Origin of the sequence: Microterricola viridarii (assembly GCF_900104895.1) — a bacterium.
Lineage (GTDB): Bacteria > Actinomycetota > Actinomycetes > Actinomycetales > Microbacteriaceae > Microterricola > Microterricola viridarii.
On sequence record NZ_LT629742.1, the window covers coordinates 2699403 to 2724912 of the forward strand.

General features: G+C 70.7%; 27 protein-coding genes. 14 read left to right on the forward strand and 13 right to left on the reverse strand.

Annotation, left to right across the window (positions count from 1 at the left end):
* Positions 1–46: 46 nt before the first annotated feature.
* Genes BLT62_RS12380 through BLT62_RS12395 form a run of 4 tightly spaced genes read right to left on the reverse strand, consistent with a single transcriptional unit; the run spans position 47 to position 3580 of the window.
* Positions 47–1264 (reverse strand): ABC transporter permease, encoded by a 1218-nt coding sequence (locus BLT62_RS12380; RefSeq protein WP_197675134.1) that lies wholly within the window; start codon positions 1262–1264, stop codon positions 47–49.
* Positions 1261–1965: an ABC transporter ATP-binding protein gene (locus tag BLT62_RS12385; protein ID WP_083364341.1), complete on the reverse strand. Its 705-nt coding sequence runs from the start codon at positions 1963–1965 to the stop codon at positions 1261–1263. Before BLT62_RS12385 ends, BLT62_RS12380 begins: the two co-directional genes overlap by 4 nt.
* Positions 1962–3077 (reverse strand): peptidoglycan-binding protein, encoded by a 1116-nt coding sequence (locus BLT62_RS12390; protein ID WP_083364342.1) that lies wholly within the window; start codon positions 3075–3077, stop codon positions 1962–1964. The genes BLT62_RS12385 and BLT62_RS12390 overlap by 4 nt, the downstream gene beginning before the upstream one ends.
* Positions 3074–3580, reverse strand: a complete 507-nt coding sequence (locus tag BLT62_RS12395; RefSeq protein ID WP_156786339.1) for a hypothetical protein — start codon at positions 3578–3580, stop codon at positions 3074–3076. The genes BLT62_RS12390 and BLT62_RS12395 overlap by 4 nt, the downstream gene beginning before the upstream one ends.
* A 161-nt stretch (positions 3581–3741) precedes the next feature.
* Here BLT62_RS12395 and BLT62_RS12400 point away from each other — a divergent pair, with 161 nt between their 5' ends.
* On the forward strand, positions 3742–4398 hold the full coding sequence (locus BLT62_RS12400; RefSeq protein WP_083364344.1) for a response regulator transcription factor: 657 nt from the start codon (positions 3742–3744) through the stop codon (positions 4396–4398).
* A complete protein-coding gene (locus BLT62_RS12405) occupies positions 4385–5599 on the forward strand; it encodes a sensor histidine kinase (RefSeq protein WP_083364345.1) in 1215 nt (404 codons plus the stop codon). Before BLT62_RS12400 ends, BLT62_RS12405 begins: the two co-directional genes overlap by 14 nt.
* A 175-nt stretch (positions 5600–5774) precedes the next feature.
* Here BLT62_RS12405 and rimK read toward each other — a convergent pair whose 3' ends face one another.
* Complete coding sequence (rimK, locus tag BLT62_RS12410) at positions 5775–6965, reverse strand: 30S ribosomal protein S6--L-glutamate ligase (RefSeq protein WP_083364346.1); 1191 nt, start codon at positions 6963–6965, stop codon at positions 5775–5777.
* A 25-nt stretch (positions 6966–6990) separates the two neighbouring features.
* On the opposite strand from rimK, the gene BLT62_RS12415 reads away from it, so the two are divergent.
* On the forward strand, positions 6991–7470 hold the full coding sequence (locus BLT62_RS12415; protein ID WP_083364347.1) for an ATP-dependent zinc protease family protein: 480 nt from the start codon (positions 6991–6993) through the stop codon (positions 7468–7470).
* A 116-nt stretch (positions 7471–7586) separates the two neighbouring features.
* On the forward strand, positions 7587–7871 hold the full coding sequence (locus BLT62_RS12420) for a YciI family protein (RefSeq protein WP_156786340.1): 285 nt from the start codon (positions 7587–7589) through the stop codon (positions 7869–7871).
* Between the two features lie 43 nt (positions 7872–7914).
* On the opposite strand, the gene BLT62_RS12425 is transcribed toward BLT62_RS12420, so the two are convergent.
* Positions 7915–8514, reverse strand: coding sequence for a TetR/AcrR family transcriptional regulator (locus BLT62_RS12425; RefSeq protein WP_172829702.1), 600 nt, complete (start codon positions 8512–8514; stop codon positions 7915–7917).
* Positions 8515–8612: 98 nt separating this feature from the next.
* On the opposite strand from BLT62_RS12425, the gene BLT62_RS12430 reads away from it, so the two are divergent.
* Positions 8613–9035, forward strand: a complete 423-nt coding sequence (locus tag BLT62_RS12430) for a nuclear transport factor 2 family protein (protein ID WP_197675135.1) — start codon at positions 8613–8615, stop codon at positions 9033–9035.
* 20 nt (positions 9036–9055) lie between these two features.
* Here the strand turns inward: BLT62_RS12430 and BLT62_RS12435 are convergent, their stop codons facing one another.
* Positions 9056–9997: a LysR family transcriptional regulator gene (locus tag BLT62_RS12435; protein ID WP_083364350.1), complete on the reverse strand. Its 942-nt coding sequence runs from the start codon at positions 9995–9997 to the stop codon at positions 9056–9058.
* 95 nt (positions 9998–10092) lie between these two features.
* Between BLT62_RS12435 and BLT62_RS12440 the strand changes: the two genes are divergently transcribed.
* From BLT62_RS12440 to BLT62_RS12450, 3 genes are all read left to right on the forward strand, one after another.
* The gene (locus BLT62_RS12440; protein WP_083364351.1) at positions 10093–11832 is read left to right on the forward strand and encodes an L-aspartate oxidase; all 1740 of its coding nucleotides are present in this window, start codon (positions 10093–10095) and stop codon (positions 11830–11832) included.
* Between the two features lie 97 nt (positions 11833–11929).
* Positions 11930–13366 carry a rifampin monooxygenase gene (rox, locus tag BLT62_RS12445; RefSeq protein WP_083365450.1) on the forward strand — a complete coding sequence of 479 codons (1437 nt, stop codon included), beginning with the start codon at positions 11930–11932 and terminating at the stop codon, positions 13364–13366.
* A gap of 82 nt (positions 13367–13448) precedes the next feature.
* Positions 13449–13742, forward strand: a complete 294-nt coding sequence (locus tag BLT62_RS12450; RefSeq protein WP_083364352.1) for a DUF4287 domain-containing protein — start codon at positions 13449–13451, stop codon at positions 13740–13742.
* A gap of 65 nt (positions 13743–13807) precedes the next feature.
* On the opposite strand, the gene BLT62_RS12455 is transcribed toward BLT62_RS12450, so the two are convergent.
* A complete protein-coding gene (locus BLT62_RS12455) occupies positions 13808–14293 on the reverse strand; it encodes an SRPBCC family protein (RefSeq protein ID WP_083364353.1) in 486 nt (161 codons plus the stop codon).
* A complete protein-coding gene (locus tag BLT62_RS12460) occupies positions 14290–15990 on the reverse strand; it encodes a GMC family oxidoreductase (RefSeq protein WP_083364354.1) in 1701 nt (566 codons plus the stop codon). Before BLT62_RS12460 ends, BLT62_RS12455 begins: the two co-directional genes overlap by 4 nt.
* 131 nt (positions 15991–16121) lie before the next feature.
* Here BLT62_RS12460 and BLT62_RS12465 point away from each other — a divergent pair, with 131 nt between their 5' ends.
* The 5 genes from BLT62_RS12465 (at position 16122) to BLT62_RS12485 (ending at position 20579) form a co-directional block, all read left to right on the forward strand.
* Positions 16122–16706 carry a TetR/AcrR family transcriptional regulator gene (locus BLT62_RS12465; RefSeq protein WP_083364355.1) on the forward strand — a complete coding sequence of 195 codons (585 nt, stop codon included), beginning with the start codon at positions 16122–16124 and terminating at the stop codon, positions 16704–16706.
* A gap of 92 nt (positions 16707–16798) precedes the next feature.
* Positions 16799–17485 carry a DNA alkylation repair protein gene (locus BLT62_RS12470; RefSeq protein WP_083364356.1) on the forward strand — a complete coding sequence of 229 codons (687 nt, stop codon included), beginning with the start codon at positions 16799–16801 and terminating at the stop codon, positions 17483–17485.
* A 211-nt stretch (positions 17486–17696) separates the two neighbouring features.
* Positions 17697–18887, forward strand: coding sequence for a sensor histidine kinase (locus BLT62_RS12475; RefSeq protein WP_083364357.1), 1191 nt, complete (start codon positions 17697–17699; stop codon positions 18885–18887).
* Positions 18884–19570: a response regulator gene (locus BLT62_RS12480; protein ID WP_083364358.1), complete on the forward strand. Its 687-nt coding sequence runs from the start codon at positions 18884–18886 to the stop codon at positions 19568–19570. Before BLT62_RS12475 ends, BLT62_RS12480 begins: the two co-directional genes overlap by 4 nt.
* A 73-nt stretch (positions 19571–19643) precedes the next feature.
* Positions 19644–20579, forward strand: coding sequence for an alpha/beta fold hydrolase (locus tag BLT62_RS12485; RefSeq protein ID WP_083364359.1), 936 nt, complete (start codon positions 19644–19646; stop codon positions 20577–20579).
* Here the strand turns inward: BLT62_RS12485 and BLT62_RS12490 are convergent.
* Both BLT62_RS12490 and BLT62_RS12495 read right to left on the reverse strand, forming a co-directional pair.
* Positions 20576–21898 carry a flavin monoamine oxidase family protein gene (locus BLT62_RS12490; protein ID WP_083364360.1) on the reverse strand — a complete coding sequence of 441 codons (1323 nt, stop codon included), beginning with the start codon at positions 21896–21898 and terminating at the stop codon, positions 20576–20578. The two genes, BLT62_RS12485 and BLT62_RS12490, sit on opposite strands and share 4 nt — an antisense overlap.
* Before the next feature lie 56 nt (positions 21899–21954).
* The gene (locus BLT62_RS12495) at positions 21955–22452 is read right to left on the reverse strand and encodes a GNAT family N-acetyltransferase (protein WP_083364361.1); all 498 of its coding nucleotides are present in this window, start codon (positions 22450–22452) and stop codon (positions 21955–21957) included.
* Positions 22453–22574: 122 nt separating this feature from the next.
* Between BLT62_RS12495 and BLT62_RS12500 the strand changes: the two genes are divergently transcribed.
* Positions 22575–23228, forward strand: a complete 654-nt coding sequence (locus tag BLT62_RS12500) for a P-loop NTPase family protein (protein WP_331710499.1) — start codon at positions 22575–22577, stop codon at positions 23226–23228.
* Between the two features lie 7 nt (positions 23229–23235).
* Here the strand turns inward: BLT62_RS12500 and BLT62_RS12505 are convergent, their stop codons facing one another.
* Positions 23236–23676: a hypothetical protein gene (locus BLT62_RS12505; RefSeq protein WP_083364362.1), complete on the reverse strand. Its 441-nt coding sequence runs from the start codon at positions 23674–23676 to the stop codon at positions 23236–23238.
* 125 nt (positions 23677–23801) lie between these two features.
* Complete coding sequence (locus BLT62_RS12510; protein ID WP_083365451.1) at positions 23802–25481, reverse strand: ABC1 kinase family protein; 1680 nt, start codon at positions 25479–25481, stop codon at positions 23802–23804.
* Between the last annotated feature and the right edge of the window lie 29 nt (positions 25482–25510).

Consider the following 25510-nt stretch of genomic DNA (forward strand, 5'->3'; position numbering starts at 1 on the left):
TCCGCCGGCACAGGGGTGCCGCCGCCGTCCGGCGGCACCCCCGCCGTCAGCTGCTGAGGGCGGCCGTCGGAGAGGTGCGGGCCGCGCGCACGGCTGGCAGCAGGCCGGCGATCGCCCCGACCACGACCGTGACGGCGACACCGGCCACCAGCACCTCCGGCGGGATCGCCAGTGCCCAGCCGTTGGCCCGGGCGGCGATCGCCGTGATGAGCCAGCCGAGGGCGGTGCCGGCGAGCCCGCCGACGGCGGCCAACAGCACCGCCTCCAGCAGGAACTGCTGCCGGATGTGCCGCCTGGTTGCTCCGAGGGAGCGTCGCAGGCCGATCTCGCGGCGCCGCTCCAACACGGAGATGACCATGGTGTTGGCCACGCCGATGCCGCCGACGAGCAGCGCGATCGAGCCGACGCCGACGAGCAGCCCGGTGAACGCCTGGTCGACCGTGTTCTTCGCCGCGAGGGCGTCCGACTGCCGACTCACCTTCACCGCGCTCGGCTTCTCCGGGCTGACAGTGGCCGGCAGGAGCTTCCGCACCGCGGCGACGCGCGCGTCATCCGAGCGCTCGTAGATCGCCGTCGGGTGGCCGGTGTGCCCGAACAGGGACCGGGCCACCGGTGTGCCGATCAGCGCCATCGAGTCGAGCTCGGGCACGAGCAGCGAGGAGTCGAGGATGCCGAGCACCGAGAAGTGCGCCCCGCCGATCCACACCAGCGAGCCGGGGCTCTGAATGCCGAGCCGCTCGGCCGCCGCCCGGCCGAGCACGACGGTCGGGTACTCGGCGGTCGCCCCGTTCAACCAGGTGCCGGTCAGCATCTGCGCACCCGTCGCGTCCAGCAGCTCAAGGTCGACGGCGGCGACGCTCAGTCCGCCCGTGCGCGAGGGCGCGATCTCGGAGTTGCGGTACACCTGGACGCCGGCGAGGGTCGCTACCCCGCCGGCGTGCTGCACCCCGGGGATGCGGCGGATGGCGGCCACGGCCCCCTCGGCGAGCGGCACCTCCTCGCCGAGCAGGTCGGAGCCGCCCGTGACGGTGAGCATGTTCGTGCCGAGCTCGGACAGCCGCTGCTCGATCAGCGCCTGGCTCGACGTGGAGATGCCGATCACCGAGATCATTGCCGCGATGCCGATGGCGATGCCGAGCGAGGAGAGCACGGCGCGCAGCGGCCGCGCGCGCAGCCCGTGGAATCCGAGCGCGAGCAGGTCGCCGGGGCGCAGCCGTGAACGAGCCGGCGCCGCCGCTGGCCGGCTTGCCCGTGGCCGGCTCACGCCGCCACCCCGCGCTCGTCGGCCACGATCTCGCCGTCGCGCAGGCGCACCTGTCGCGGCATCCGTTCGGCCAGCTCCTGGTCGTGCGTGATGACGACGACGGTCGTGCCGGAGCGGTTCAGCTCGGCCAGGATCTCGACCACGCCGGCTCCGGACTTCGTGTCGAGGCTGCCGGTCGGCTCGTCGGCCAGCAGCAGGCTCGGCTCGCCGACCACGGCCCGCGCGATGGCGACCCGCTGCCGTTCGCCGCCGGAGAGTTGGCGGGGGTGGTGCAGCAGCCGGTCGCCGAGGCCCACCCGGCGCAGCGCCACCTCGGCCTTGCGGCGGCGCTCGCGGGCCGGCATCCCGATGTAGAGCAGGCCGGTCGCCACGTTGTCGAGGGCCGTGACGCCGTCGGAGAGGTGGAACTGCTGGAACACGAATCCGATCGCGTGGGCGCGCAACGCCGAGAGCTCGGCGTCGCTCATGCGGTTGACGTCGTGCCCGGCGATGCGGGTGTCGCCGGCGCTGGCGCGGTCGAGCGAGCCGATGATGTTGAGCAGGGTCGACTTGCCGGAGCCGCTCGGCCCGACGATCGCCAGCATCTCTCCCCTCCGAATACTGAGGTCGACCGCGTTCAGCGCCACCGTCGGCGGGGAGCCGTAGGCGCGGCTGACCGCGCGCAGCTCGACGACATGTTCGGCCGTGGCGTGCTCGCTCATTTGGCCACCACCACGGTGTCGCCCTCGGCCAGCGTGCCGCCGGTGACGGCGACGAGGCCGTCGGCGAAGGCGCCGAGCGTGACGGGGACCACCGTGGTTGCCGGGCCGGATGCCGCCGCGCCGCGCACGACCTCGACGGCGAAGCCGCCGCCCGGCTGGGCCAGCAGCGCGCCGACCGGCAGGAGGAGCGTATCGGCCGCCTTGGTCTGGGTGAGGAGCACGCTGACCGAGACGTTGTCGAGTGCGGCGGCGGCATCCGTGTCGTCCAGCGTGATGCTCACGGGGATCTTCATGGTCTTGCCGCTGGTGCCCTCGCGCTCCACGGGGGCGCCGGCCGCCACCACGGTGCCCGTCGTCTGGGCGCCGCCCGGCAGCGCGATGCTGACGCTGGCGCCGACCGCGACGAGGTCTTGGTTGGCGGTGTCGACGAACGCCAGCACCTCTGTGGCGGTGCCGGTGGTCGAGACGATCGCGGCGCCGGCCGCATCGCCGATGGCGGCCTGGGGCTCCCGGATGCGGAGGTCCGCGGGAGCGAAGGCGATCCGGCCGAGCTCGACCATTCCCGTCTGCTCGAGGCCGAGGGACTTCTGCCAGCGCTCGATGGCGGCCTCCGTGCTGCCGGCGAACTCCTCGTCCGGCTCGCGCTCGAAGAAGCCGAGGGCGGCCAGGCTGCGCTCCAGCTGCAGCACGTCGGCGCCGTCCGTCATCCCCGCGGAGAAGGCGCGCCAGACGGGCAGCTCCCCGTGCAGCAGCACGACGGGGCTGTCATCCACGCGGAACAGCTCGCCGCCCTGGGCGATCACGCTGCCTGCCGAGGGGAGGCCGGTGACGATGCCGGGCAGCACTGTGCCGAGGTCGCGGGGCGCCGAGTAGGCCAGGGTGCCCTGCACGCGCACCAGCTCGGTGAGGTCACCGCGGCCGACGAGTGCGGTCTCGATCTCGATCGGGGCGGGCCCGGCCGCGCCGCTCTGCGGCGGTTGGGCGAGCAGGATGGCTGCCGCGGCGACCGCGGCCCCGAGCAGCCCGGCGACGCTCAGCAGGAGCATCCGCTTGCCGCGACGCCGGGTGTCCGCGGCGGGGCTGTTCGCGGTGGGACTGTTCGCGGCGCTCATTCCGCACCGAAGTCTGCGTAGGCCTCGGCAGAGCAGGCGTCGACGACCTCGATGTCGGTCTCCGGCCCGAAGGCGGGGCTCAGACCGCCGGATCCCTTCACCGGGTCGGGGTAGTCGTAGCCGGCCTCACGCATGCACGCGGCGAAGAGCAGCTGGGCGTCGAACAGCTCCTCCTCGCTGGGCAGGCTCTCGTCGACGGGCGCCTCGCCGACCTGCTCCGTGCAGGACGCATAGGCCTTGTCGAACTCGGCCATGTCGAACTGCGAGATGTCGACGGCCTCCGAGGAGCCGTCGGCGGAGACCTGCGCGGTCAGGTCGAAGCCGGCATCCAGCATGCAGTCGTCCACGTTCTGCCGCCACTCGGCGATCGAGGCATCGCTCGAGCCGGACACCAGTCCAGGGCCTCCGGCGGAGGCCGGCGCGCAGGCGCTCAGCCCGAGGAGCAGGAGGGCGCCGGTCGCGGCGGCAACGGCTGTGCGGCGTGCGGGGAAAGTGGGGAGCATGTTGGCATCCTTCGTCGGTTCTCCGGCGTCGATTGAGCCGGCGGTGACCACTCCAGCAGGGGGCGGGTTTCGAGACGGTAAAGCCCCGCGCTTACCTTTCTCTAACCTCGGGTCTGTTTGACTCTCTGGAGCGGATCAAGCGGAGGCAGGGTGAACGGCGCGTGAGAGTACTGATCGTCGAAGACGAGGAGTTCCTCGCCGACGCCATCCGAGCACGACTCGAGATGGACGCCATCGCCTCCGACATCGTCGGCGACGGGGATGCCGCGCTGTTCGCGGTCGAGGTCAACGACTACGACGTGGTGCTGCTGGACCGGGACATCCCGGGCACCCACGGCGACGACGTCTGCCGGGCGCTCGCCGCCGACCCCGAGGGCCCCGCAGTCCTCATGCTCACCGCCGCCGGACGCCTCGACGACAAGATCGCCGGGCTGGAACTCGGCGCCGACGACTACCTGGCCAAACCGTTTGAGTTCCCCGAGCTCATCGCCCGGCTGCGCGCGCTGAACCGGCGCCAGTTCAGCACGCACCCGCCCGTGCTCGAACGACACGGCGTTCGGCTCGACCCGTTCCGCCGCGAGGTGACCTGCCAGGGGCGGTACGTCGCACTCACCCGCAAGGAGTTCTCTGTGCTCGAGTTGCTGCTGAGGGCGGGCGGCGGCGTGGTCAGCGCAGAGACTATCCTCGAGAAGGCCTGGGATGAGAACGCCAACCCGTTCACCCAGACCGTCAAGGTGACGATCAGCACCCTGCGCCGCAAGCTGGGCGACCCCGGCATCATCACCACGGTTTCTGGAGCCGGCTATGCGATCCGCTGAGGCCGCTGGGCCGGGCATCCGCCGCTATCGGGCGACCGTGCGCACCCGGCTCGCGCTGACCTACTCGGCGCTGCTCACCGGCGCGGGCATCGTCATGCTCACGGTGGTCTACCTCGTGATGCGCTTCCTCCCCAGCTACGAGCTGGTGGCCGCCCCCACCGTGCCTGCCCAGTCGCTGGTGCCGACCGACTCGACATCGGCCGTCATCCCGGACCCCGGCATGGTCGGCGAGCCCGCCGCAGCCGTCACCCCGAGCTCGGCACTCGTCATCACCTCGACCGATCAGATGTTCAACCTGTTGCTGGTCATCTCTGTGGTGGTGCTCGTGGTGCTCGCCATCGTCGGCATCGCTGTCGGCTGGGCCGTCGCCGGGCGGGTGCTCGCCCCGCTGCAGTACATCAACAGCGCCGCCAGCCGGGCCGCACACGGCGACCTCAGCCAGCGCATCGGGCTCACCGGCCCGCGCGACGAGATCTCGGAGCTGGCCGCGAACTTCGACGACATGCTGGCGCAGCTGGAGCGCTCCTTCGCCGCCTCGCGCCGCTTCGCGTTGAACGCCTCGCACGAGCTGCTCACCCCGCTGGCCACGACCCGGGCCATGCTCGATGTCGCGATCGCCCAGCGCAAGCGCCCGGAGGACCAGCAGGTGTTCGACCGCCTGCGTGTGATGAACGAGCGCAGCATCGAGACGGTGGAGGCGCTGCTGGACCTCGCCCAGATTCAGTCGTCGACGGCCTCGCCCGAGCCGGTCGACCTGGCGCAGGCCGCGGCCGCGGTTGTCGAGAGCGCCGCCGAGGAGGCTACCGAGCGGGGTGTCCGGGTCGAGCTCGAGCTGGAGCCGGCCGCGATCGAGGCTGAGCCAGTGCTGGTGCGCCAGCTGCTGACGAACCTCGTGCACAATGCGATCCGGCACAACCTGGCCGAGGGCGGCTTCCTGCGGGTGGCGACGGGGGCGGATGCCGAGGGCGCGACGATCGAGCTCTCAAACAGTGGCGCTGTGCTCAGCCCCGCCGACGTCGCCGCACTCACGGAGCAGTTCACGCGCGTCGCCGGGCGCACGACCAGCTCCTCCGCGGTCGGGCACGGCCTCGGCCTGTCGATCGTCGCCGCGATCGTCGACCGCTTCGAGGGCACGCTGCAGCTGACCCCGCGCCCCGGCGGCGGTCTCCTGGTGCGTGTGACGGTCCCCGCCGCCGCCTGAGCTGCCGGGCGGCGTGCGCAAGCGCGGTGGCTCGAGGGGGCGCCAGCGACCGAAGCCGCCACCCGCCGCCTACGCCATTTCGGCCGGTTCTGCGCCCGTTCAGCTGGCGCGATTCCGGCTGAACTGGCGTAGGCGGCCGGGCCGGCTACGCCGGCATCCGCGCGCTGACGAGCGCCTACCCCTCGGGGATCGGCTCCTTGGGCAGCTTGCGCACGCGCGCGCGACGGCGGCGGCGCTCCGGCACCATCGAGCGCATCTCGTCGAGCTTGCCGAAGCAGAGCAGCCTGTCCCCCGCCTCCAGCACCAGATCGGCCTTGGGGTTGGGCAGCACGGCCGTGCCGCGGTGCACCGTCAGAACGGTGATGTCGCGGTCGCCGAGCCCGGAGGCCGCCATCGTCTTGCCGACGAAGTCCGCGTTGCCGTAGACAACGATCTCGGCCACGCCGTAGCCGGTCGAGACGCTGAGCCGCTGGCGCACGTCGATCTCGGGGAAGCCGACCTGGTCGGCGATGTAGTCGATGATCGCGCCGGCCACGTCGAGTCCGGTCGCCCGCTCGATGCCCTCGAGCCCCGGCGAGGAGTTGACCTCCATGATCAGCGGGCCGTCGTTGCCCTCGAGCATGTCGACACCGGCGACGCGCAGGCCCATGATCTGCGCGGCCCGCACGGCGGCGCGGGTGTACTCCGGCGTCAGCTCGACGGCCTCCACCGTGCCACCGCGGTGCACGTTCGAGCGGAACTCGTCGCCGCTGGCGACCCGGCGCATCGCGGCGACGACGCGGTCGCCGACGACGAGGGCGCGGATGTCGCGGCCTTTGCTCTCGGAGATGAAGCTCTGGATCAGCACGTTCTGCTTGGTCGAGTGCAGCGTCTCGATGATCGCCTCGGCGATCTTCACCTCGGGGGCGAGGATGACGCCGATGCCCTGGGTGCCTTCCAGCAGCTTGATGACGACCGGCGCCCCGCCGACGCGCTCGATGGCCAGGCGCACGTCGGCCCGGCTGTGCACGAACGCCGTCGCGGGCATCGCGATCTCGTGGCGGGAGAGGATCTGGCTGGCCCGCAGCTTGTCGCGGGCGTTGCTGATGCCGTTGGCCGTGTTGGGCGTGTAGACGTCCATCTGCTCGAACTGGCGCACAACGGCGGTGCCGAAGTAGGTGATCGAGTTGCCGATGCGCGGCAGGATCGCGTCGTAGTCCGAGAGCAGGCGGCCCCTGTACTGCAGGTCGGGTTCGGCGCCGGAGAGGTCAATCGCGAAGCGAAGCGTGTTCAGCACCTTGACCCGGTGGCCGCGTTGAAGCGCCGCGGCCCGGAGCCTTTGTGTCGAGTAAGAGTGAGGGGCGCGCGAGAGGATAGCGAGTTTCAACTGTGGAGCCTGCCAAGATGAAGGAGTGAGTGAACCTGTCTATTCAAACACCATAGCGGGCTGGCGTGAGTGGGTCCGTCTGCCGGGCATCGGTGTGCCCTGGATCAAGGCCAAGCTCGACACCGGCGCCCGCAGCTCGGCCCTGCACGCCTTCGATATCGAGGAGTTCAGCGCAGACACCGGCGATTGGGTGCGCTTCCGGGTTCACCCGTGGCAGAAGTCCGAGGCGGATGCCGTCACGGTCGAGTGCCCCGTGCACGACCGCCGCACGGTGCGCAGTTCGTCCGGTCATGTCGAGGAGCGCATCGTCGTGCTCCTCAATGTCGAGATCCACGGGCGCACCGTCACCGCGGAGACGACGCTGACCAACCGCGACCAGATGGGATTCCGCATGCTGATCGGGCGTGAGGCGCTTCGCCAGGGATTCCTCGTCGACTCGGACAAGTCCTTCCTCGGCGGCCGCGCGCCGCGCGAGGTCCGCCGCCAGAACCGCGGGCGCGCCTAACAGCTCGCGGGCGTAAAATCCGCCCTGCCGGCACCGTCAAGCTGCCCGCAGAATCGGAGACGATCATGTCCAAGTTCGCTGTGATTTACACCTCACCGGAGACAGTCGAATCGGCGGTGTCGAATCTCTCTCCCGAAGAGGAGGCCGCCAGCACCCAGGCGTGGATCGAGTGGTCATCGCGCGTCGGCAAGAACCTCGCCGACTTCGGCGCCCCGCTCGGCCAGGGCAAGCACGTCGCGCCGTCCGGGGTCACCGACGCCCCTGTCGGAGTCAGCGGCTACTCGTTCATCGAGGCCGACAGCCTCGACGAGGCCGTGGCGATGATGGACGGGCACCCGCACCTGATGACGCCGGGCGCCACCATCCAGGTGTACGAGGTGCTCGCCGTTCCCGGCATGTAGGAGCCCACGCTCCCGGGGCCCGCCGCGGGAGCCGGAAGCCGCATCACACGCAGGCAGCCGCTGCCGGTTGGATGGCGGCGCGCAGCAGGCGCAGTTGCAGCACAATGCCGGGCCTCACCGGAAGCAGTGCGGAACGCTGGGCCTTGACTCCGTCGACAGTCGCCAACAGCAGGACGGCCAACTCCGCGCTTGCGGTCGCGATGCCGGAGAGATGAATCTCACCGCGACGCTCGGCCGCACCCAACGCGTCCCGGAGGAGGTCGATGAGCCGGCGCCGCGCACCCAGCACCACGTCGCCGACGAGTTCGGCACTGGCGTCAAAGAGCTCTGCCCCATGCGGGCTCGCCGCGATCTGCTCGACGAGACCCTCGAAGTAGGCCACGAGAGCGGCCTCGATTCGCTCGAAGACATCGCCGGGCTGGCCAAGCTCGGCCTCCACGCGCCCCATGACCGCAGCATGGGTTCGCACGGCGCCGGAGCGGAAGACGTCCTCCTTGTTCGCGAAGTGGAGGTAGAGGGCCGCCCGGGACATCCCAGCCGCGCGGGCGATGTCTTGCATCGAGGTCTTCTGAAAGCCGTAGGTGCAGAAGACGGGGAGCGAGGAGTCGAGGATGCGGGCGGACTTGGCGTCGGGGGTGGGCACACTCGATATTGACACTTTCGCCTGAAAGTGTCAACCTGTCAATCGCGTGCCACGCGCACTGCCGCGGCACCCCTCCCGACCGAAAAGGACACCTCATCGTGACGTCATCCGCCACCCCCTCCGCGCTCGCCGAGACTGCCGAACTCGCCGATCCCAGAGCCGAGCAGATTCGCGATCGAGAGCGCGCCCGCCTGCAGGCCCTCGTCGAGGGCGATATCGCGGCGGCGAGCGCACTGCACGCCGACGACTTCCAGCTCGTGACACCGATCGGAGCCCTCCTCACCAAGGCGCAGTACCTCGGCGCGGTCTCCGCCGGCGAGATCGACTACCTTGCGTGGGAGCCGGGCCCGATCGAGGTTCGACTCGCCGGCCCGGCGGCGACGATCCGCTACCGCGCCGAACTCGAAGTCGTCTTCGGCGGGCACCACGTCGCGCGCACCGCCTACTGGCACACCGACAGCTATGAGCTCAACGAAGGCGGCTGGCAGGCCGTCTGGTCCCAGGCAACCGAGATTCGGTAGCAGTCTACGAGGCGGCGGCGCTACCCGGCCCGCACGATCAACGCGTCCCCAGCCGCTCCCACCGAGGCGAGGATGTCGGCCGTGTCGACGATCATGCGCTGCATCGCCTCGGCCGCCCGGGTGGGGGCCACGTCGCCGCGGTGGGCGAGGCTGATCGAGCGGGTCAGCCGGGGCGCGCTGAGGCGCACCGAGCAGAGCCCCGGACGGTCGGCGAGCACCATGGCCGGCACGACGGCGACGCCGAGCCCGCGCTCGACGCAGCGCAGCACGGCATCCATCTCGGAGCCCTCGAGCACGATCTGCGGGCTGAGCCCGGCCTCCGCGAACGCCTGCATCGTGGCGGCGCGCAGGTCGTAGTTCTCGTGGAAGGTGATCTGCGGCAGCGCCGCCAGCTCGGCGAGGGTGATCGACGTGCGGTCGCCGAAGTGCGCGCCGTGCGCGGCGGAGACCACGACGAGCTCCTCGGTGAGCAGTGGAATGCGGCGGAGGCCCGTCGACCGGCCCGGCCCGTCCTCGGTGGTCGTGATCAGTGCCAGGTCGAGCGCGCCGCCGGCCAGCTCCTCGAGCAGTCCGCGGGAGCCGCCCTCCGTCAGGTGCAGCTGGATTCCGGGGTACGCCGCGTGGAAGGCGGTCAGCACCTCGGCGACGAGGCTGATGCAGAGCGTCGGCGTCGCGCCGAGGCGCACCCGCCCCGAGCGGAGCCCAGCCAGCTCCTGCATCTCGTAGCGCACGGCCTCGGCATCCGCGAGCATGCGCTTGGCCAGCGGCAACAACGACTCGCCCGCCGCCGTGAGCGTGATATTGCCGCGCACCCGGTGGAACAGCGGGGCGCCGAGGTCGGCCTCCAGCGTGGAGATCTGCCTGCTGAGCGAGGGCTGGGCGAGGTGGAGCTGCGCGGCTGCGCGGGTGAAGTGCCCGGTCTGGGCCACCTCGACGAAGCTCTGCAGCTGTTCCAGGTTCATGCCGACAGCCTACGTTGCCTCCATAGCTAAAGCACATTGAATCGACTCGAATGATTCATTGGACTAATGATTGGGGCGTTCCTAGCGTTGAACGCATGAGTTCATCACCTGAGAATGAAAAGCAGATCTCGACCACCGTGCTGGTAATCGGCACGGGCGGCTCCGGCCTGCGGGCGGCCATCGAGCTGGCCGAGATGGGCGTGGACGTGCTCGCCGTCGGCAAGCGGCCCCGCAACGACGCGCACACCTCCCTCGCCGCCGGCGGCATCAACGCCGCCCTCGGCACCATGGACGAGGAGGACTCCTGGCAGCAGCATGCCGCAGACACCATCACCGAGAGCTACAACCTCGCCAACCCGCACACCGTCGAGATCGTCGCCCGCGGCGCCGAGCAGGGCATCCGCGACCTGGAGCGCTACGGGATGAACTTCGCCCGCGAGGACGACGGCCGCATCTCGCAGCGCTTCTTCGGAGCGCACACCTTTCGCCGCACCGCCTTCGCCGGCGACTACACCGGCCTCGAGATCCAGCGCACCCTGGTCGGCCGTGCCGAACAGCTGAACGTGGCCATCCTCGACTCCGTCTACATCACCCGCCTGTTGGTGAAGGGCAACCAGGTCTTCGGCGCCTACGGCTTCGATATCAACACCGGCACCCGCTACCTGATCCATGCGGATGCCGTCATCCTCGCCGCCGGCGGGCACAACCGCATCTGGCGCCGCACCTCCTCCCGCCGCGACGAGAACACGGGCGACTCGTTCCGCCTCGCCGTCGATGCCGGTGCGCGCCTGCGCGACCCGGAGCTGGTGCAGTTCCACCCGTCCGGCATCATCGAGCCGGAGTCGGCCGCCGGCACCCTGATCTCGGAGGCGGCCCGCGGCGAGGGCGGCATCCTGCGCAACGCCAACGGCGAGCGCTTCATGGAGCGCTACGACCCGGAGCGGATGGAGCTCTCCACCCGCGACCGGGTGGCCCTGGCCGCGTACACCGAGATCAAGGAGGGCCGCGGCACGGCGAACGGCGGCGTCTGGCTCGACGTCTCCGAGCTGCCCCGCTCGGTGATCATGGAGCGCCTGCCCCGCGTCTACCAGACCATGATGGAGCTGCAGATGCTCGACATCACCGAGCAGCCGATCGAGATCGCGCCCACCGCGCACTACTCGATGGGCGGCGTCTGGGTGCGCCCGGAGGATCACAGCACCGACGTCGACGGCCTGTACGCGATCGGTGAGGCCTCCAGCGGCCTGCACGGCGCCAATAGGCTCGGCGGCAACTCGCTCATCGAGCTTCTCGTCTTCGGCCGCATCGTCGCCCGCGCCGCCGCCGCGTACTCGGCCGGCCTGGACTCGCAGCCGCGCTCGGCCGAGGCCCTCGCCGGGGCCCGCGCCGAGATCAGCGACCTTCTCGCCGCCGATGGCCACGAGAACGTGCGCGCCCTGCAGCGCGCCATCCGCAACATGATGACCGAGCACGCCGGCGTGGTGCGCGACGAGGCCGGGCTGAAGGCGGGCCTGGCCGCCCTCGACGAGATCGAGGCGCGCATGGCCGGCATCGGCATCCACCCCGACATCGCCGGCTACCACGACCTGGCCCACGCCTTCGACCTCAAGGCGTCGGCGCTGGCTGCCCGCGCCACCCTGGAGGCGGCGCTCGAGCGGCGCGAGACACGCGGATGCCACAACCGCAGCGACTACCCACTGACCGACCCCGCACTGCAGGTGAACCTGGTCTGGTCGCCGCGCACCGGTGTCGTGCGCGAGGAAATCCCGCCCGTGCCGGAGGAGATCGCCGCTTACATGCAGGAGGTCTCGGCCGCAGGCAAGCTCGTCGAGTAGCCCGGCCGGTGCAGGGGTGGGGCTTGCCAGCAGGCCCCCACCCCTGCACAGAATGAGCCCGGCCGCATCGCGAGCCCGAGTTCGGAACGGAGTGCTCATGCAAGACGTGATCATCATCGGCGGCGGGCCGACCGGCGTGATGCTGGCCAGCGAGCTGGCGCTCCAGGGCGTCCGGGCGCTCGTGTTGGAGAGGGACGCCGAGCCGACGCCCGTCGTGCGCTCGCTCGGCCTGCACGCACGGAGCCTCGAGATCCTGGAGCAGCGCGGGATCCTGGAGCGCTTTCTGGAGCACGGCACGAAGCACCCGCTGGACGGATTCTTCGCAGGCATCGCCAAGCCGGCGCCGCAGTCGTTGGACACCACACACCCCTACGTGCTCGGCATCCCTCAGCCGGTCACCGATCGCCTGCTGCGCGAGCACGCCGCCGAGCTCGGCGTCGAGATCCGGTGGGGGCGCGAACTCGTCGGGCTCAGCCAGAGCGAGGAGGCGGTGACCGCCGAACTCCTCGACGGCGAGCGTCACAGCGCCCGCTACCTGATCGGATGCGACGGCGGCCGCAGCACGGTGCGACGGCTGTGCGAGATCGACTTCCCCGGTGAGCCGAGCCGCAGCGAGACGCTGATCGGCGAGATGGAGCTGACGATGGCGGCGGACGAGCTCGGCGCCGTGATGACGAGGGTGCGCCAGACGCACAAGAACTTCGGCGCGGGGCCGCTCGGCGACGGCCTCTTCCGCGTGATCGTGCCCGCCGCGGGTGTGGCGGAGGAGCGCGGCACTCCCCCGACGCTCGAGGAGTTCCGCGCACAGCTGCTCGCCATCGCCGGCACCGACTTCGGCGTGCACTCCCCGCGCTGGCTGTCCCGGTTCGGCGACGCCACCCGGCTGGCCGCGCACTACCGGGAGGGCCGGGTGCTCCTCGCCGGCGATGCGGCGCACATCCACCCGCCCTACGGCGGCCAGGGCCTGAACCTCGGCATCCAGGATGCCTTCAACCTCGGCTGGAAGCTCGCCGCCGAGGTCACCGGCTGGGCCCCGCCCGGACTGCTGGACAGCTACGAGGCCGAGCGGCGCCCGGTCGCCGCCGACGTGCTGCAGAACACTCGGGCGCAGGCAGAGCTGAGCTCGCCAGAGCCGGGTCCGCAGGCCGTGCGGGCGCTGCTGGCGGAGCTGATGGACTTCGAGGACGCCAACCGCTTCCTGATTGAGAAGATCACCGCGACCGGCATCCGCTACGACGTCGGCGACGGCCCCGCCCTGCTCGGCCGGCGGATGCCGGACGTGCCGCTCACCCAGGGCAGGCTCTTCGAGCGGATGCACGACGGCCGCGGCATCCTGCTCGACCAGGCCGGCGCACTCTCGCTGGACGGCTGGTCAGATCGAGTCGACCGCATTGTCGACTTCGAGGCGGGGTTCGACGCCCCCACCGCGCCCGCGGCGCTGCTGCGCCCCGACGGCCACGTGGTCTGGGCCGGCGACGAGCAGGGCGCGCTGCAGGACGCACTCCGGACGTGGTTCGGTGCGAGCAAGCCTTGACCGCGGGAACAGCCAGTGGGTACCGTGCCCTGTTGAGCGCCGTCCGGTTCTCGATGCCGAACCACCACCAGGAGAATCAGCGATGTCTTTCCAGGCCTACCTCGACACGATCGAGAAGAAGACTGGGCTCACGCCCCGCCAACTCGTCGACCTCGCCCACGAGCACGGCTTCACGGCCGAGACGAAGGCGGCCCCGATCCTCGCCTGGCTCGCCGAGGACTACGGCCTCGGGCGCGGGCACGGCATGGCTCTCGTGCACGTCATCACCAAGGGCGACCGCATCGACACCAAGCACGTCGGCACGGACGGCTCGCACAGCGACCCCTCCGAGCAGCTCTGGCTGGACGGCATCGCGACCAAGCCCGCCGGCTACTGACGCGCGACAAGAAGGAGCGTCGGCGCGGACCCCCGGGCGCGAACGCCGCGGGGGCCCGCAGCCGCCTAGCTGCCCGCCTGCTCCGTGTAGCCCTTCAGGCCGGCCAGCCCCGGGGCGAAGGCCTGCGTGCCCATGAACCCGTCGAGCATCGCGGCCGTGGCGTCGTCGGCGTCGAAGCGGGCCGTCCAGGAGGCCACCGCGGCGTCCCCGTCGGCGACGACCGCAATCGTGGCCTCGTGGTGCTCGATCGGGAACGGCGACTCGATGATCGAGTAGGCCAGCTCGTGCGCCTCGTCGTCGATCCGGTTCAGCCGTTCGGCGAACGCGGGGCGGCCTGGCGCGGCGAAGCGCCGCACGGTGCCCGGCGTGTTGGCATCACCCGACCAGCTGAGGTGCTCCGTCCCGGCGCCGGCGCCCGGCATCCACGCGCCGTGCCCGCCGAAATCGCGCACCGCCGCCCAGATCAGCTCGACGGGCGCGTCGATCCGGATGCTGCGTGCGACGGTCTGCGCGGGCAGGGCCGCCTCGACGGCGCCCGGGTGCGCGCTCATGCCGCCACCCCCTCTGCCTCGGTGGACTCCGCGGGCCGTGCCGCCGACTCCGCACCCTCGGTCATGAACCCGGCGACACGCTCGCCGATGAGCATCGCCGTCGCCGCGGGGCCCCGCGAGGGGACGAACGGCAGGATCGAGGTGTCGGCCACGCGCAGGCCGCTCACGCCGTGCACCCGCCCGAACTGGTCGACGACGTGGCCGGCCGCCGGGTCACTGCCCATGGCGCAGCTGCCCGAGGCGTGGATCGCGGTGGCCAGGTGGGTCTTCATCCAGACGTCGAGCTTGGCGTCACTCGCCAGCGTCTCGGCGTCCAGCTCGGTCACCCGCTTGAAATACGGCTTGAACGCCTGCGACTGCAGGATCTGGATTGTGGTGCGCACCACCTCGCGCATCCGCACGACGTCGCGCGGGTCGCTCAGGTAGTTGTACTCGATCTTGGGCTGCGTGAGCGGGTCAGCCGACACCGTGAAGACGTTGCCGCGGGATTCGGCCTGCTGCACGGCGATCGCCATCGCCAGGTCATTGGCACGCTGCATCTGCTGCGCGAAGCGCTTGATCGAGACCCCCTTCATCGATTTCAGGAAGGCACCGGGCCGGCGCACGATGCCCCACATCGTCGACAGGGCGCTGCCCTGCTCCATGCCCATCATCGACATCATGGAACGCATCATCGGCAGCACTTCGAGGTCGCCGTCGTACTGGGAGCCGTGTGAGTTGAAGTTCAGCACCGCCTGAAAGGCGAACGGCGTCTTCTCCTTGCCGAGCTTGCGGGTGGGCGACCAGTTGAACGAGATGTCCGGGTGGTCGCTGAAGTCCTTGCCCACGCCGGGCAGGTCGACGAGAACCGAGATGCCGGCCGCCTCCAGCTCGGCGCGCGGCCCGATTCCCGAGAGGGCGAGGAGGTGCGGGGACTTGAACGCGCCCGCCGCGATGACGATCTCTGCGGCCCGCACGACCTCGATGCCGCCGTTCCTGCCCACCTCCAGGCCGGTGACGGTCGTGCCGTCGAAGAGCACCTTGCGGGCGAGCGTGTCGCCCCAGACATCGAAGTTCGCGCGGGAACGGGCCGGATTCACATAGGTGATGCCCGTGTTCATCCGCACGTTGTCGACGGCGTTCATCGGCAGCAGGCCGACGCCGGGAACGCTGGTCGGCGAGTTCTTGTCCTCTTCCCAACCGAAGCCGAGCTCCCGGCAGGCGGCGATGAACGCCTTCGTGTACTGCGTCTGCTGGGCCGGGGAGACTCGATAGATCGGCACGGGGCCGCGCCCCTCATGCCCCTCCTGGCCCTCGAAGGCCAGGTCGTGCTCCAGCTTCTCGTAGTACGGGAGCACCTTCTCGAACGACCACTCCGTGTTGCCCTGCGCGGCGTACGTGTCAAAGTCCTGCTTGCGCCCACGAATGTAATAGGTGCCGTTCAGCGAGCTCGACCCGCCGAGGATCTTCCCACGGGAGACCAGGTAGGGCAGTTCGGGGGTGAGTTTGGCCACGAAGGACCAGTTGTTGGGGTGGCCGGGCATCGCCCCGGACATGAGCCCTGCGTCGAGCAGGTCCTTCGGGAATCCGTCCGTCGAGGCGGGCGCCGGTCCGGCCTCGATGAGCAGGACCCGTCGAGACGGATCCTCCGACAGCCGGGCGGCGAGCGGGCCGCCAGAGGCGCCGGAACCCACAACGATTACGTCGTACTGTGCCACGTGTTGCTCCTGTTTCTTCGTTGAACCAGAAATGCCAGCTGCGAGCAGCCGGCTCGTGCGGCCAGACTAACCGAACACTGTTCAGAATGTAAATACCCCCGCTCGAGCGCATTTCCTGCCAGAGTTGTCCCATGATCGGCAGACCACGGGCAACGACGCACTGGGCAATCCGCGACACCGCGATCGAGCTGTTCATCCAGGACGGCTACGCAGAGACGTCGCTCGCCCGGATCGCGAAGGAGTGTGGCATCAGCCGCACCACGCTGTTCTCCTACTTCCCGGCGAAGGCCGACATGATCGTCTACGGCGAAGAGCGCAACTTCGAGCGGTTGCGCGATGTCTTGGCCGACGCCCCCTACGACATCCCCGCCGGCACCGTCCTCGCCCAGGCGGCGCGAACGATGCGCCCGCTGCCCTCCAACGCCCGCGAGGAGCTGACGCTGTTCTGGGCGCTTCTCGAGGAGAACGCGGATGTCGCGGCCCAGTCGGCGCGCTACGGCCACCGCTACCGCACGGTGATCGAGGAGTTCGTGGTGCAGCGCCTCGGCACCGACCCCGACGACCCGATGCCCGCGGTGTTCAGCGCCACAATGTCCGCGGCGATGTACGCAGCCGCGCAGCACTGGACCAGCCACGCCGAGGGCGAGGCGTCCTTGGAGGACGCGCTCGAGCGCGCCGTCGCCCCGCTCATCGAGGCATATTTGGGCGAGCGCTAGCCGCCTCCGCGTCGCCCGTGTGTCGCCCGTGTCGCCCCCGCGGCATCCGTTCGTCCTAGGCTGAACAGGGAGCCGAGCGAGAGGACGCCGACGTGGCACAGACAACGGTGGAGAGTGCGAGGGTGGCCGAGGTGCTGGCCGAGCTTGCCGCGCTCGAGGAGCCGCGGGTGCGCGAGGTGAACGCGAACCACGGCGACGACCACGGCGTGAACCTCGGCAAGCTGCGCGCCGTCGCCAAACGGCTGAAGACCGACCACGAGCTGGCGCTCGAACTCTGGGACACCGGCGACAGCGCGGCGCGACTGCTGGCGATCCTGGTCTGCCGGCCGAAGGCGTTCACCGCTGCCGAGCTGGACGCCATGATCCGCGAGGCCCGCACCCCGAAGGTGATCGACTGGCTCGTGAACTATGTGGTGAAGAAGAGCCCGCACGCCGAGGCGCTGCGCGTCGCCTGGTCCGCCGACCCGGACCCGCTCGTGGCCGCCGCCGGCTGGGCGCTCACCGCCGAGCGCGTGGCGAAGACGCCGGACGGCCTCGACCTGCCCGGCCTGCTCGACGTTGTCGAGGCGGAGATGAAGACAGCCCCCGACCGCCTGCAGTGGGAGATGAACCACACCCTGGCGGAGATCGGCATCTCGCACGCCGCGCTTCGCCCGCGCGCGATCGAGATCGGCGAGCGCCTCGAAGTGCTCAAGGACTACCCGACTCCCCCGAACTGCACCTCGCCGTATGCCCCGATCTGGATCGCCGAGATCGTGGGCCGGCGCGAGGGCAAGTAGCGCTCAAGCGCCCACTCTCCGGCCCCGGATGACGATCGGCTGACATGGCGCTTTCCGCGCACAGGGCACTCCCGCCGCGGAAGGGCTCGCGTGTAGTACTTGCGGACCATGCGCGGGCCGGGCAGATGGGCACTGGGGAGGACGCGCCGCCCAGGACCCCTCCCGTAGCGTGAAAGCACTCGAAGAACGCCGATCGAAGGACTCCCCACCCATGTTGCTGCTCACCCGCCCGCGCGTCGTCGACGCGCTGGTCGCCCTGAGCTGGGTGATCATGACCATGCCGACGCTGGTGATCACGATGCTGTCCCCGCATTTCGGCTGGCCCGCCGGCGTGGCCTTCGCGGGCATCGTCCTCGCCGTCGCCGCTGTTCTCTTCGGCTTCCGCCGCCGCCGCCCGCTGGTCGCGTTCTGGGTCACCTTCGTCCTCACGCTGCCGCTCGTCCTGGTCAGCCCCGACCTGCTGAACCTGGCCGCCGCCTACTGCGCGTTCGCGGTCGCCGTGTACGACTCGGTGAGGAACGCCTGGCTGGCTGCCGCGGCATCCGCTGTTGTGACCGTCACGGTCAGCGTCACGTACTTGTGGATCGATCACCCGCTGGCACTCCCGGCCCTCGGCAGCTCCCGCATCGGCGATGTCCTCGCCTACGCGGTGACCGGCCTGCTGGTCCTGCTGGTGGCGTTGTTCTGGGGCCAGAGCACGGGCAATCGTCGCCGCTACATCGAGGGCTTGCTCGAGCACGCCCGGCAGCTGGAGCGCGAGCGCGATCAACAGGCGCAGCTGGCCGCTCTCGCCGAGCGGTCCCGCATCGCCCGTGACGTGCACGACATCGTGTCGCACTCGCTGTCGGTGATCGTGCGGCTGGCCGACGGTGCGAACGCCGTCTTCGACCGGGAGCCGGAGCGCGCCAGGGAGGCGATCGCCCAGCTCGGCACCGTCGCCCGCTCCTCGCTCACCGAGATGCGCCGGGTCATCGGCGTGCTCGAGTCGACGCCCGGATCCGCCTCCGCGCAGTCGGGCGCCGGGTTTGACGACCTGCCCCGGCTGGTCGAGGTCTACCGCGGCGTCGGACTGCCGGTCAGCCTCACCGTCATCGGCGACGCCCCACCGCAGTCCGGAGTGCAGGTCGCCGTGTTCCGCGTTGTGCAGGAGGCGCTGACCAACGCGCTGCGGCACGCCTCCTCGCCGACGGCCGTGGATGTGCTGGTGCGGATCGATGACGATGTGAGCGTCACGGCGGTGAACGACGGCGCGCCAGCCGGGGCCCCGAACAGTGATCACGTGGGCAGGGGCCTGGTCGGCATGCGCGAGCGGGCTGCACTGTACGGCGGCACCCTCGCGGCCGCACCGGACGGCGCCGGCCGGTGGGCCGTGCGGCTGACTCTCCCGGGGGCAGGCCGATGACGGGCATCCGAGTGTTGATCGCCGACGACCAGGCGCTCATCCGCACCGGGCTGGCCATGGTGTTGGGTGCGGCGGCCGGCATCGAGGTGGTCGGTGAGGCGTCCGACGGCATCGAGGCGGTGGCGCTCGCCGCGGCGGTGACCCCCGATATCGTGCTGATGGACGTGCAGATGCCCCGAATGGACGGCATCGAGGCGACACGGGCGATCACGGCGAGCAGCGGCGGCAGCCGGGTGATCATCCTCACCACCTTCGACATCGATGCCTACGCGTTCGGCGGGCTGGAGGCCGGAGCCAGCGGGTTCCTGCTCAAGGACTCCGAGAGCGACGACATCCTGGCGGCCGTGCGCGCCGTCGCAGCGGGCGATGCGGTGCTGGCACCCCGGGTCACCTCGGAGCTGCTGCGCCGCTACGGCGAGCTCACGCAGGTGCCGGATGCCGCAGCGCGGACGCGTCGGGAATCCGAGCGGCTCGCGGCGCTGGAACGCCTGCAGGCCCTCACCGACCGCGAGCGCGAGGTGTTCGACTCCCTTGTGCTCGGGCTCTCGAACGCCGAGATCGCCCAGCAGCTCTGGCTCTCCGAGTCCACCGTGAAGACGCATGTCGGCCGCATCCTGCAGAAGCTCGGCATGCGGGACAGGGTGCAGGCCGTCGTCTTCGCGTTCCGCAGCGGCGTCATCTAACTTCCCATCCCCCCTGCCGGTGGGCCCACAAGGCCGACACCGGTGGCTTCTCCAACCCCAGAAACGGAAGAAAATGAAGAAAATCCTCAGAATCTCACTCCTCACGATCGGATCGATCGTCGGGGTCATCGCGTTGGTGCTGGCCACGACGACAATCGTGAACGCGGTCGCGACGGACGCCGAGTCTCGGGACCTCCCGCGCTACGGGCAGCTGGTTCCCGTTGACGGCAAGCAGATGAATGTGCTCGTCAGCGGCGGCGGCGATGAGACGATCGTGCTGCTGCCCGGCTTCGGCACGGCAGCCCCCGCACTGGACTTCACACCACTCATCGCCCAGTTGGAGTCGAGCTACCGGGTCGTGGCCGTGGAGCCGTTCGGCTACGGGCTCAGCGACCAGACGGAGAAGCCCCGCACCACCGAGAACATCGTGAGCGAGGTGCACGAGGCGTTGCAGGCCCTCGACATCGACCGGTACACCCTGATGGGCCACTCCATCGCGGGCATCTACGGGATCGCCTACGCCCACACCTACCGCGATGAGGTGACTGCGTTCGTGGGCATCGACAGCAGCGTCCCCGGTCAGCCGGGGATGGACGAAGAGCTCCCCCTCAACACGATAAACACCCTCCAGACGCTCGGACTCCTGCGCGTGCTGAACTCGCTCAACGACCCCTACGACGGCCTTCCCTTCGACGAGGAGACCAAGGGGCAGATGCTGGTCCTCTCCTCCCAGAACTCGCTCTCCCCCACATACCTGAGCGAGGCGGAGCACATCGGATCCAACTTCGGCGCCGCCCTCGGCACCACCTTCCCGCACGACCTGCCTGTGCTGCTCTTCGCGCAGGCGGACAGCCCCGACATCGCAACCTGGGCCGAGCTGCACACCGAGCAGGCGCAGAGCGTCGAGAACGGCGAGGTCGTCTTCCTCGACGGCGGGCACTACCTGCACCACACCCTGTCGCCGGAGATCGCCCGGGACACCGCGCGGTTCCTCTCTGAGCTGCCCTAACCGGCCAGTGCGCTGAACGGCACCGGGCGGCCGAGGATGTTCTCGGCCGCCCGGTGGCCGGATCGGAGCGCCGCCGTGACCGTGGCCGGGTCCTCGGTCCAGGTCGCCTCCCCGGCGAGGTGGAGAACACCGGCGACGGGGCTGGCCAGCGCGTCGTGGTCCTCGACGTTCCCGCCGGGCTTGAGGTACGCGTACGAGCCCTGCGCAAACGGGTCGTCGCGCCAGTCGGTGATCAGCACGTGCTCTGGCGTCTCGACCCGATCCCCGTAGAGTCCGCGCAGGGCGCCGAGCACCGACTCGACGATGCGGCCGGTGGGCCAGTCGCGGGTCTCGATGGCGCACGGCCCGGCTGCGAAGGTGAGCAGGGTGGGCACCCCGTGCACGGCGGTGAGGTCGTACCAGGAGTGCCACCACGCACTGGCCTCGCCCTGTTGGCGGATCGCGTAGACGCCGTCATCCCAGAATTTGGTGGGGAAGCGCAGGAACACCTTCTCGAAGTCATTCATCTGGAAGGAGTCGATCGCACGGGCAATCGATGCGGGCAGCGCCGGCTCGAAGGCGAGGTCGCCCGAGCGCAGCACGCCGATCGGCACCGTGACGACCGCCCTGTCCGCCGTGAAGGCGCCCTGCTCTGAGCGGACCGTGACACCCTCCGGCGTCCACTCGACGCGGGTCACCACATGCTCCAGCCGCACGTCGAGCCCGGTGGCCAGGTGCGCGGCGAGCCGGTCGAAGCCGTCGGGGAACACGACCTCGTCGCCGTCGACCGTGTCGTCGTCGAGGCCGTGCGCGGCCAGGTCGCCCGCCCACACCCCGTACTGCTCCTCGGAGCGGTGCCGCAGGAACTCGCGGACGCGCTCGGCTCTCTCCGCGTCCCACCCGAGCCGAGCCAGCGCGTCCTCGATCGCGTCGAGGTAAGTCTCGCCCGGCACGGAGGCCGCGACGGCGGCCGCGAGTTGTGCGTCGGCCTCGCGGATGTCGGCGGCGAATGCCCGAACCTGCTCGTCGTCCAGTCGCTCCCCCGCTGGCCCGTAGTACGCGATGGGCCGACCGTCCGGCTGGTAGCTGCCGACCGTGAACTCCACCGTGCGCATGCCGAGGGCCGCGACCAGATGGGTCAGCGGGTTGTCGTCGATGCCGTGGATCCACGAGGCGCCGCGGTCGGTGGCGAGGCCGCCCTCGCGGTCGGTCCAGGTGCGGCCGCCGACGCGGTCGCGCGCCTCGAGCACGAGCACTCGCTGCCCGGCCTGGGCGAGCAGCCGGGCAGCGGTCAGCCCGGATACGCCTGCTCCGATGACGACGGTGTCGAAGTTGGTCATGAGGTCAGGGTAGCGATGCTCGTCGCGGCCCGGGCTGCAGCGCGCGGCCGCCCCGCTCAGGACGGTTCGAGGCCGCGCTCGTACCGGGTGCCCGGGTGGCCGCCGAGGCTGGCCGGGTCCGCGGGCCCAACCGCAACGAACCCCGCATTGGTGAGCACCTTCTGCGACGCGGCGTTTTCGGTGGCGACCGAGGCGGCAACGGTGCGTGCGCCGTGCCGGCTGGCCGCGAACAGGCAGAGTTCTCGCACCGCGGATGTCGCCAGGCCGCGTCCGGCGGCGTGCTGCGCGACCCGGTAGCCGAGCTCGGCGGCACCGTCGCCGGTGAACACCAGGTTGAACCGGCCGAGCACGGCGCCGTCCTCGTCGACCAGCACGTAGAAGGCACCGTCGCCGCTCGCCTGCTCGGCCAGCAGTGCGGCGTGGCGTGCGGCGTACTCGGCGAAGTAGTCGTCGCCGCGGTCTGGCACCGCGGCGCCGAAGTAGGCGCGGTTCTGCCGCTCGAAGGCGAGTACCGCCGGGGCATGGTCCGCGCGCAACAACTGCAAGGTAGGCATCCTTCGACGATAGTCGGCCGCCCGCTCGACACCGCGCCCAGCCGACGGGCAGCCGAGCGGCGCCAGCGAGCACCGCGACATTCCGTGCTGGCACTGAGGGCCAGCGCGAGCGGCCCCCAACCGTGGCTGAATACACTGGGGCGATGCTCACCGCGGCCGACGCCCTTCCCCACCGCCCCCGCCGGGTGGCGGTGGCCGGTGTGTCTGGCACGGGGAAGACAACGCTCGCCGCTCGCATCGCAGCCGTCACGGACGGCGCGCACACCGAGATCGATGCCCTGTACCACGGCCCCGATTGGGTGCCCCGCCCCGAGTTCCTCGACGACGTGCTCGACTTCACCTCCGCGGAGTCCTGGACGACCGAGTGGCAGTACAACGCCGCCCGCCCGCGGTTGGGCGAGCGCGCAGACCTGATCGTCTGGCTCGACCTCCCATTCGCGCGCGTCACCCTCCCCCGCGTCGTGCGCCGAACGATCCGGCGCCGGGCGCGGCGCGAGCAGCTGTGGAATGGCAACGTCGAGCGGCCGCTCTGGACGATCCTCACCGATCCCGAGCACATCATTCGCTGGGCGATCGCCACCAGAGGGGTCTACCGCCAGCGCATACCCGAGCTCGAGCGCCTGCACCCGCATCTCGTGATCGTTCGACTGCGGTCACAGCGCGAAGCCGACGCCTGGGTGGCGACAACCTTGCCGGCTGCCGTGCGCGGCGGGCATGGATCACCGATGGATCAGCGCCTGCACGACCACGGTCCGGCGGCCTCCGAGCCCCGCTGAGTGCGGGTCAGCTGCCGCCCGCTGCCCTGCGGACGTACTCCGTGATGGTCTGCTCCGTCTTCGGCGTCAGCGCGAGAACGGCGAAGGAGGTCACCCAGAGGTCACCGTCATCGAGCTGGGCCGACTCCTCGAAGCCGAGGGTCGCATAACGGCTGGTGTACTTCGAGGCGGGCTTGAAGAAGACGACCACCTTCCCATCCCTATCGGTGTACGCCGGGAACCCGTACCAGGTCTTCGGCATGAGATGCGGAGCAACCTCGGTCACGATCCGGTCGATTCCCTCGGCGAGCGCGCGGTCGTCAGCCGGCAGCTCCGCGATCGCCTCGCGCAGGGCCTGCTCCCCCGCCGCGCGGGTCTTGCCAGCCTTCGCCTCCGCGCGCAGCTCGGCGGCGCGCTGCTTGACGGCCTCGCGCTCCTCCTGCGAGAGTCCAGCGGTCTTCTCAGCCATGTGATGCTCCTTCTGCGAGTGGTGCTGTTCGGTGGCCGTTGCGGCCTACCCACACGCTACGGGTCTGCAGAGGAATGCGCTTCTCGAATCCTGCGCAATTCGGGCTGCCGCCAGACAGCGTCCGGTCAGCGTCCGCGCCCGCCGCCGAACAGGGCGAAGAGCAGCGGGATGATCGAGCCGATCATCAGCACCGTGCCGAACACGACCGCGTCGGCGCGGAGCACGGCGCCGGCGATGAGCAGCGCGGCGAACAGCACGGCGGCCAGCAGGCGCCGCGCGGTGCGCTCCAGCCGGGCGACCCGGCGTTCCAGGTGCGGGTTCTGCACCGACACCTGGCCGTCCTCGATGCGGGTGAGCACGGCATCCACGCGCTTGGGCAGGCGCCAGGCCACCCCCGCGACCTCCAGGGCCTGCTTGCCGAGGTCGGTGACGACGTTGCCGCTCTCGTCCCGAATCAGCTGCGCGGCGTACGGCTCGATGGAGTCCCAGACGTTGAAGTCGGGGTCCAGCGCGCTGCACACCCCGGAGGTGAGCGACATCGCCCGAATGATGAGCAGGAAGTTCTCGGGCAGTTGGAACGGCAGCGAGCGCACCACGTCGCCGAACTGCACGGCGAAGTCGCGGAACTCGCGCGGGTCCACCTCGCGCAGCTCGGCGAAGCCCATGCCGCCGAAGCGGGCGAAGAGCGCCACCATCGCCTGCTCGAGCTCGCGGGTGTCGGTCGACGGGACGAGCACGCCCACCTCGCGGATCGCGTCCACCAGCCCCTTGCCGTCGCGGGAGGCCGCGGCGATGAGCAGCTTTCGCAGGCCGCTGCGCGTGCCGGCGGAGACCTCGCCCATCATGCCGAAGTCGATGAACGTCAGCTTCCACGGGCGCCCGAGCGCCCCGTCTGCGGCCGGGGTGACGAAGATGTTGCCCGGGTGCGGGTCGGCGTGGAAGAACCCGGTGCCAAACAGCTGGTCGAACATGACGGTCGCGAAGACGGGCGCCACCTCGGCCGGATCGATGCCGGCCTCGCGCAGCGCCGCGGCATCCGTGATCTTGATCGCGGTGACGTCCTCCAGGGTGAGCACGCGCCGGGTGGTGCGCTCCCACACCACGGCGGGCACCGCCACCCGGGCGTCTCCGGCGAAATCGGCGGCGAAGCGCTCGGCGCTCGTGGCCTCGTGCAGGTAGTCGATCTCTTCCATGCTCGTGGCCGCGAACTCCTCGACGAGCGCGGGCATGTCCACCCGGTCGGAGACCAGGCGGACCCGGCTGAGCCAGCCGCCCACCTTGCGGAGCGCCGCCAGGTCGACGTCGACGATCTCGTCGATGCCCGGCCGCTGCACCTTGAGCACGACCCCGTGCAGCCCGGTCTCTTCCGCGTCGAGCTCGGCGAGCCGGGCGCGGTGGGCCTGGCCGAGGGATGCCGCCGCCACCGGCACCTCGTCTATCGCCGCGAACGCCCGCTCCAGCGGCACCCCCAGCTCCGCCTCGGCGAGCGCCCGGATGGCGGGGAACGGCACGGGCGGCACCTCGTCTTGCAGGCCCTCCAGCTCGCTCGTGATCTCGGGCGGGAGCACGTCCAGCCGCGACGACATGAACTGGCCGACCTTGATCATCAGCCCGCCGAGCTCCACCGCGAGCACGTGGAAGCGCTGCGCGACGCGCGTCATCCGCGTCGCCCGGGTGCGCTCGGCGACCCGGGCCAGCCCGATGCGCGGCAGGAACAGCTCGTACCACCATGTCACCGCGAGGTTCCAGCCGGCGAAGCGGAGGATGCGGCGGTAGCGGGCACGGGTGGCTCCGGCGCCGGGCATCGCCTCTCCCCCGGTGCTGGCGGCTGCCA

Excerpts from the sequence above, each read along its gene's own strand:
- BLT62_RS12385 (WP_083364341.1), bottom strand. The coding sequence starts at position 1,965 with ATGAGCGAGCACGCCACGGCCGAACATGTCGTCGAGCTGCGCGCGGTC.
- BLT62_RS12390 (WP_083364342.1), bottom strand. The coding sequence starts at position 3,077 with ATGAGCGCCGCGAACAGTCCCACCGCGAACAGCCCCGCCGCGGACACC.
- BLT62_RS12395 (WP_156786339.1), bottom strand. The coding sequence starts at position 3,580 with ATGCTCCCCACTTTCCCCGCACGCCGCACAGCCGTTGCCGCCGCGACC.
- BLT62_RS12405 (WP_083364345.1), top strand. The coding sequence starts at position 4,385 with ATGCGATCCGCTGAGGCCGCTGGGCCGGGCATCCGCCGCTATCGGGCG.
- BLT62_RS12435 (WP_083364350.1), bottom strand. The coding sequence starts at position 9,997 with ATGAACCTGGAACAGCTGCAGAGCTTCGTCGAGGTGGCCCAGACCGGG.
- BLT62_RS12440 (WP_083364351.1), top strand. The coding sequence starts at position 10,093 with ATGAGTTCATCACCTGAGAATGAAAAGCAGATCTCGACCACCGTGCTG.
- rox (WP_083365450.1), top strand. The coding sequence starts at position 11,930 with ATGCAAGACGTGATCATCATCGGCGGCGGGCCGACCGGCGTGATGCTG.
- BLT62_RS12450 (WP_083364352.1), top strand. The coding sequence starts at position 13,449 with ATGTCTTTCCAGGCCTACCTCGACACGATCGAGAAGAAGACTGGGCTC.
- BLT62_RS12455 (WP_083364353.1), bottom strand. The coding sequence starts at position 14,293 with ATGAGCGCGCACCCGGGCGCCGTCGAGGCGGCCCTGCCCGCGCAGACC.
- BLT62_RS12465 (WP_083364355.1), top strand. The coding sequence starts at position 16,122 with ATGATCGGCAGACCACGGGCAACGACGCACTGGGCAATCCGCGACACC.
- BLT62_RS12475 (WP_083364357.1), top strand. The coding sequence starts at position 17,697 with ATGTTGCTGCTCACCCGCCCGCGCGTCGTCGACGCGCTGGTCGCCCTG.
- BLT62_RS12480 (WP_083364358.1), top strand. The coding sequence starts at position 18,884 with ATGACGGGCATCCGAGTGTTGATCGCCGACGACCAGGCGCTCATCCGC.
- BLT62_RS12485 (WP_083364359.1), top strand. The coding sequence starts at position 19,644 with ATGAAGAAAATCCTCAGAATCTCACTCCTCACGATCGGATCGATCGTC.
- BLT62_RS12490 (WP_083364360.1), bottom strand. The coding sequence starts at position 21,898 with ATGACCAACTTCGACACCGTCGTCATCGGAGCAGGCGTATCCGGGCTG.
- BLT62_RS12495 (WP_083364361.1), bottom strand. The coding sequence starts at position 22,452 with ATGCCTACCTTGCAGTTGTTGCGCGCGGACCATGCCCCGGCGGTACTC.
- BLT62_RS12505 (WP_083364362.1), bottom strand. The coding sequence starts at position 23,676 with ATGGCTGAGAAGACCGCTGGACTCTCGCAGGAGGAGCGCGAGGCCGTC.
- BLT62_RS12510 (WP_083365451.1), bottom strand. The coding sequence starts at position 25,481 with ATGCCCGGCGCCGGAGCCACCCGTGCCCGCTACCGCCGCATCCTCCGC.